This is a genomic window from Rhodanobacter sp. MP7CTX1 (assembly GCF_014205795.1).
GTDB lineage: Bacteria > Pseudomonadota > Gammaproteobacteria > Xanthomonadales > Rhodanobacteraceae > Rhodanobacter.
The window spans coordinates 1-7,335 of the sequence record NZ_JACHCN010000031.1 but is presented as its reverse complement, the minus strand read 5'-3'; the positions used below and the strand labels follow the sequence as shown (position 1 = coordinate 7,335).

Here is a 7,335-nt window from a genome sequence, read left to right as displayed (position 1 = left end):
GTCAAACCCGAAGTTACCGTTCTGGCCGAAGTTACCGGCCGAGTGATCCGGCGACACCGTACCGCTGTCGGCGAAGGCGCGGGTCCACAAGCTCAAGCCGCCCTTGATCGTTTGGCTGACCGCGCCCATCCGATCTTCCAGCGTACCGACCTGACTGTTCATCAGGCTCTGCACACCCGGAGCGGCAGAGGCTGCCAGTGTGCCCAACTGACTCAGGCCGCTTACCGTCACGCCGACACCGATGCTGGAGGGCGGCGGCGTGACGGGTGGCGGAGTCGTCGTTGGCGGAGTACCCGGTGGTGGTGGCGTGACAGGCGGTGGCGGTGCAGCCGCGGCGACCGTCAGGCCCAGCGAGGTCAGGTTCGGCGTGCTCACCAGCGCCTCGCTCAGGCCCAGGAAACCCTTGGGCTGGGTGAAGGTGCCCAGCACGAACGCGCCGGCGGCAGCGGTGCCGCCCACCTGCACCAGCGGAATCATAGTGGAGGCGGTCGTCGGATCGGTCAGCAGGTTCACGTTGACCGTGCTCACGCTGCCGGCCGCCACGTTGCCGGTGATCTTCAGCTGATCGCCGGTGCCGTTCGCACCGTTCACATCCATGTCGAGCTGACCGTTACCAGCAAAGTTGCCGGCGATCGTCAGCGTGTTATTCGCCGCGCCGTTGCGGAAGTTGATCGTGCCGTTGTTGGTGAACGGGTTGGGATTGACTGGCGTACCGGTGTCCATCGTTATCGTGTTGCTGCCCACCACCGTGATCAGGCCGGTATTGCCGAACTGGTTGCCCGCCGGGTCGCTGCCCAGGCTGATCGTCGTGTTGCTCAGGTTGATCGTGCCGGCGTTGCTGACGGTGTCGTCACCGGCGCCGAAGTCCGATGTACCCACCGCGTTCCAGATGCCGCTGACGTCGTTGGTCAAGATGTCGTTGCCGGAACCGGTCTGGATCGCACCGTTGATCGTGCCGCTGTTGTTGAGGGTGGCGTTCGATGCGTCAGTGCTCAGCACGGCCACACTGCCCGCTGCCGCCGAGTTGGTGGTAATTGTGCCGCTGTTGGTCAGCGTGACGTTGGTCGGGCTCGTGAGATCCACGCCCACCGCCGACGTGGCATTGCTCGCCAGGATGTGACCGGTGTTGGTGAAAGCCAGGTCGCCGGCGGAGGTGATCATCGCGCCGTACGCCTTGCCGCCCGCCCCATTGAACGTGGCGTTGATGACGCCGTCGTTGTTGGCGGTCAGCGCAGCGGTGCCTGAGTTGACGAGTGACAGGCCGGTGGCGCTGCCGCTGGCGCCCGTCGCAGTGGCACCCACATAGCCGCCAGCGTTTAAGGCGATGGCCACGTTATAGCCGGTAGCGGAGAGGCCGGCGGCGGTTGCCATGCCGGGAGAAGTCGCCGTGGCCTTGATCACGCCGATGTTGGTCACGTCGACGAAGCCGTCGGACCAGCTGAGCACAGAAATACCAATAGCCGTCGCCGAACCCAGCGTATCGGCACCGCCGACGGCAGCTGTCGCCGACACCAGACCGGCGTTGCTGATAGTGATGCCGTTACCGGCGTTGACGAGAAAAGACGAGGAGCGACCCAGCACTGTCTCGATGCCAGTAGCGCTGGTCGAGATGCCGCCATAATTGGAGGTCGATGACGCCGTGACCGAACCAGTGGCGCTATTGTTCACCGTGGTGTCACCCAGGGAGTAGCTCCCTCCCCCTATGTATGTACCGGTCTCCATCAATAGCCCGACGGCCGACAGTGGGAGGGTGGTCACGCCGCCCAACGTAGAGGCGTCGGTTTGTGCGGTAGCGCTGATCGACCCCGTATTGGTCAAGCTCGCCGCATTGTAGGTGGACTCTGCATCGACACCGACAGAGTCATTAGGGAAGAAAGAGAAGCTGGCGCCATTGGAGGTGAGCGATGCCGCGATCGAACCGGTATTGGTGATGGCGATGGTGCCGTCCGCGGAATACTGCGGGAGGTTCACATCCGGGAAGTCGAGAACACCCAGTCCAACGACACGCCCATTGGAGTACGGCCCTGCAAGGGGATCGGCTGACATCGTCGCGGTGATGGAACCGGAATTGCTCACCGTAGTGGCGCTATTACCATTTCGTATCCTGACGCCATCCACATCGATATATGGACCGCTAGCCGGGTGTCCGTCGATAAAGCTGGCGCTGATCGAACCACTGTTGTTGAACGTCAAGTTGGAGTGGTGGTAGTTGTTCCCGTCTTGATAATGACCATACACGCCGAAGGTGTTGCCGGCTCCACCGGAGACGGCGATGTCGCCTGAATTGGTGATTGTGTCAGGGGTGTTCGTGCCGTTACCGAAATTTACTTGTATGCCCATAGTGTCAGGGCCGGACGGTGTACTTGTGACCGTGATGCTGCCGGAATTGTCGACAACGTCATGGCCTGTCGCCTCGGCGATCTGGATGCCGTAATCATCCTGGGTGAGGGTAGAGTCGACGGTGATGCGGCCAGAGTTGGTGACCGTCGCATTGCTATAGATATTTCCGGCCTGTGCAAAGATGCCCCAGGTAACACCCCCAGAGCCTCCGTCTACCGTGATGTCGCCGGAGTTGCTGATCGCAAGCGATCCTAAAGAGGCGTGCACGTCGATGCCGCTGACCCCGGAAACGGGGTCGCCGGTGACAGAAATAGTGCCGGAGTTGACGACAGTGGAAACGCCGAGGCCGTATACGGCACTAACGTTGATGCCCGAAAGCAAATCGCCACTAGCGCCGCTGGGGCTGGTGACGCTGATGTCGCCGGAGTTGACGACAGAGACTTCGCCAAGAGTGCTTTCTGCGTTGATGCCCCAGTTGGCATAGTCGTAGGTACCAGTGCCAAGGGTGTTGGGGGTACTGACGGCGACGTTGATGCGGCCGGAGTTGTTGATCGCGATGTCACCCCGGTAGGTAACCGCATCGATACCTTCTCCCCCGAGATAGTGGCTGGAAACTCCTCCCAGGACGGACACCGCGATGGCGCCCGAGTTGGTGACCGTCACGTCATTGCCGTAGTTGAGAAAGACCTGGATGCCGGTGGCATGCAGATAGCTACAGGTGCTGACGCAGCTGGTGCCGTCCGCGTTCGCGGAGATGGTACCGGCGTTATTGATCACCGCGTTGTAGGTGTGCTCATCGATGTAACGGCCGAAGCCATTGTGGCCGTCCTGGCCGGTACCGATGCCGATGGCCTCGGTCGGGCTGGAGGCCGTGATCGTGCCGCTGGCGGTGTTGGTGATCAATAGGTCGCCATTACCAGCGGAGCCCTCGATGCCTTCGCCCAGTGAGGGACCGGTAGCGGTGATACCGCCGGAATTGATGACTTCGGTGTTCCCCGGTGTGTACACCGTCCCGCTGGAGGCAACGATGCCAATGGCACGATTGTGCTGATAGTAGGTCCCGCTGCCGGCTACTGCCGTGAGGTCGCCAGCGTTAACGACCTTCGTCCTGCCGAACTGCGCTTGCGCGAGGATGGCCGTGGCGTTTCCGCTCACCGCCGTCGCCGAGATGCTGCCGGTATTGCCGACGTAAGCGGTGCCATACATCAAGCTATCCGCTTCCACGCCCACGGCCGGACTGTAGTTGAGGGACGTCGCCTGGATGCTGCCGCCATTGATGACGCTGGCCCTGCCATTGAAGGCTTGGGCAAGGACCCCGGTGGCCGCGCCACCGTTCGAGGTGGCCGTGATGGAACCGCCAACATAGGTGAAAACTCTCGCGCCGGCTTGGCCATAGGCTTCGATGCCGATCGCCGCATCCTGGCCGCTGGTCACCGCGATCGAGCCGCCCGCGCCTCCGTAGCTATTTTCGACTAAGGCGTACGTCCCGGAGGCGAGCACGCCCACGGACTGACCATTGGTGGATGTCGCTGTAATGCTGCCTAAATTGTCGACGAAGGCAAGGTAGCTGTCGGATTGCGCGAGGACACCAATGGCGATGCCGTTGACCGAACTCGCGGAGATCGCGCCATCGTTGCCGACACGGGCCACCCCACCGCCGTAGGCCGACGCATTGACCGCGATGGCGTTGCCATCCTGGGCAGTGGCGGTGATCGTGCCGGTAGCGTAATTGATGACATTGAGGTCACCGCCATGTGCCGCAGTGGCGCTGACCGTGGTGACGTCGTAAGCGCCGGTGCTGTAGGCGTTGACCGGGCCGCCATTGATCACAGTCACCCCGCCGTAAGCGCTGACGTCCATCGCTTTGGCCCCAGGCGCCGTGACGTTGGTGGTGATGCTGCCTTCGTTGAACACCGTCGCCGAGGTCGAGCCGTAGGCAAAGATGCCGCTGGCGCCCACAGTGGTGATGTCGGCATAACTGAACACGCGTACGTTACCGCTCCAGTTGGCATCAATCCCCATCAGGCCAGCCGCGGGGGTCACACTGGTTGGCGCGGTGTCGCCCAGCACCAGGGTGAGATCATCGATAGGTGTAAAGAAAGTACCCGGCACCGTAGTCGTGAAGGCGCCATCGCAGGACACCGTGGTCGGTGTCGTGAAGGTGCAGGTGCCCTGCGCGATCGCGGCACCGCTCCCTCCCAAAGCCAACAACGTGGCCGAAATAGCCAGGGCCGAACGAATGGCGCGGGTGACCGGCGCGACCGCGAGGTTCGGAGTGTGACGCGTCTTGTTTAGACGGCCATTCGTGTTTGCATTCATGACTTACCCAACCCTTTAAGTTTTAAAACCGGTGGATGCTGCGTCCCGCCTCCCAGGATCGCGGCTGACCTTCCTCGCTGCGCGCGCGTCGCTACTTGATCGTCACCGGCGCGGTCTTGATCCCATCCGCACCGTGGTTGTCGGTGACCGTCTCCTTGACGGTGTAGATGCCCGCCTTGAGATAGGCATGGCTGGGGTCGGCAAGCTTGGACGTGCCACCGTCACCGAAGGTCCACGCATGCGCGGTGATCGTGCCGCCACTTTCGGTGGAGCTGTCGGTGAATTTGGCGATCAGCCCGCTTGAGGTCGCGCTGAAGTTGGCGACCGGGACGATAGGTGGTGGTGGCGGCGGACTGCCGCTATCGATATCGTTGTAGGCGTTGCTCATGATCAAGGTGCCACGACCGGTCGGAAAGTCGTAACCCACCTTGGCCTGGTAGCCGCTGTTGTTGCCCACGGTAATATCGTGGAAGTCCGTCGCCGGTAGCTGATACAACCACGGGGCCGCGAAGCCGACGGCGGTGCCTCTGCCCGCGATCACGCGCGCCCAAAAGCCGACGAAGAGCGGGGAAGCCAGGCTGGTACCACCCCACTGCGCGTAACTGCCATCAATGACAATAATTGCTCCGGTGTCCGGATCCGCTTCCATAGCGATATCCGCCACGCCGCGCGTGGCCGCCGGGTCAAAGCCGGCCTGCCAGCTCGGCATGGGTTCAAACGCGCTCGGACTACCGCCGGTGGCGTAGAAGCTCCCTCCCCCACCCCAGTTCCAGACAACCTCGCTGCCCCACGTCGTCGTGGTGGCTGTCAACGTGGTGCCACCCACCGACACCACGTACGGCGAAGAGGCCGGCCAACTGGCACCGGTGCCTTCACCGGCGCACTCGTTGGCGCCACCGTCGCCAGCGGAGATAGAGAATGTCTGACCCTGCGCAACTGCCGTCTGAAAGATTTCATCCGAGGCGGCAGCAGCACCGTCGGCCTGCGCATCGAGTTCGCACCCACCGATCGAGACGTTAATGATCTTGGCCACGTTCGCCGTCACCGCCGCGTTGAAGTTCTCGTTCAAACCGACGAACGTAAAATCGGGGTCGGTGTAGAAGATGAGCTTGCCCACCTGGCCACCGCTCATGCCCACGATGTCCTGGCTATCCAGGTCGAATTCGCCCTGGTCCCCGTTGGGAGCGGCGGCGCCGGTGGCGACGATCTGCGTTGCGACCCGGGCCAGATTATTGGCGTCGGTGAAAGTGTTGAGGTCGGCGAGGGTCTGGCTCTGGTCGCCCACGGCAATGATGCCGATGGTGACGCCTGCCGCGGTCGGCAGCCCGGTGCCGTTGTAGATGGACGGGAAATCGACCGGATCGTAGCCCATCTCGCTCGCCGCGGCGCTCGCCTTGGGTTGCGCGCGTACCGCGAAACTATGCGCAAGATGCACGTTCTGCAGGCCCATTACTGACAGCACGCTGTCCTGCATGGACGGTGGCATATGTGCGTCGCTGGTGTTCGCGAAGGCTCCACGCCCGTCGTGGGTCTGCACCCGTGCAAACGATGTCTGAAAAGCGGCCTGCGCACTGTCGGCCGTGCCGTCCGCCGACACCAGCAGGCGATTCGGCGCGATCACTACGTTCGTGAAACCCAGCTCGGTCAGGTACGTCGCGACTGCCTGCGCCTGTAGCTGAGTCGGCGCATGTAACGCTGAGAACTGTGCCGGCGTCAGCGTCTGGTGTGCGGCAATGAGGCTATTGAGCTGGTCGCTGTTGCGCAGTTTGAGCGCGACCACGACGTGCATGGTTTGCGTATGCGGCAACACGCCCGCAAGAGCATCGCCCTGACCCAGCGCCGTAGCGTGAGCCACCGCGGCACCCATCCCGTGAGTGACACCATCCGCGTGCACTGACATGACGGTGGCCGCGGCAAGTGCCAGCGATATGGTCATGGCCAATGCCGTGAGCCGAGAGTTGTAAAGCGTCTTCATGGTCATGGGTCTCATACAAATTGGTGATGAAGTAACCCGGATTGCTCCGGGAACGCGATGCACTGCTATGGCGAATAAGAATCCTTGCGCTGCTGCGGCGCGGCGCATGGCAACTGAGTACCTGGGCTAGTGACGCCGGCACGAATCAACTCGCCAGGAGCTGACGTAAGACGGTATCGACGGAGAATCACTCGCAACGGGTGCCAAGCATCTATGCCAATAGCACTCGGTTATGCCGACCTATCGAGACGATGCATCGCACGCGAGAGGGTGCTGCGAAATCGGTTCCCTAGCTTCCCTGGCAACTGTGCTCAAGCTTCCCTGTAGTGACTCTGTCACACGCGTAAACTTCGCACGACGGTCGTTCGAGCTACTTCGTATCACTCGAAAGAGGGATAGGCGAGCGGGCGATAAAGTGGCCCCAAGTCACGTCGAGCGGGGATACTTATGCGTTCGGGCGCCTTCGTGTGCAGGCAAAAAGAAATCCGACGGATTCATGTCCGCCGGGTTGCTTTCCCATCATCCTAGAAGGTGTAACGCAGCCCGACCTGACCGCCGAAGAAGCTCTTCAACGCGCCACCGTCCTGCCAGTTCAACCCACCAAATACCGCCAGCTTGCCCAACTGCACGTTGAGCCCGGTTTCCGCCAGCACGCTGGTGCCCTTGGTATCAGTCTCGCCAAAGAAGGTGTTGTTGACCGC

The 7,335-nt window shown here is 62.1% G+C and carries 2 protein-coding genes; both read right to left on the bottom strand.

The features are described from left to right. Window positions 1–4,659, bottom strand: a 4,659-nt coding sequence (locus tag HDE77_RS20125) for a pertactin-like passenger domain-containing protein (RefSeq protein ID WP_184419706.1), incomplete at its 3' end; no start/stop codon positions are given. 91 nt (window positions 4,660–4,750) lie between these two features. Then, window positions 4,751–6,595: a protease pro-enzyme activation domain-containing protein gene (locus HDE77_RS20120; protein ID WP_184419705.1), complete on the bottom strand. Its 1,845-nt coding sequence runs from the start codon at window positions 6,593–6,595 to the stop codon at window positions 4,751–4,753. Window positions 6,596–7,335 lie beyond the last annotated feature (740 nt).

Excerpts from the sequence above, each read along its gene's own strand:
- HDE77_RS20120 (WP_184419705.1), bottom strand. The coding sequence starts at position 6,595 with ATGACCATATCGCTGGCACTTGCCGCGGCCACCGTCATGTCAGTGCAC.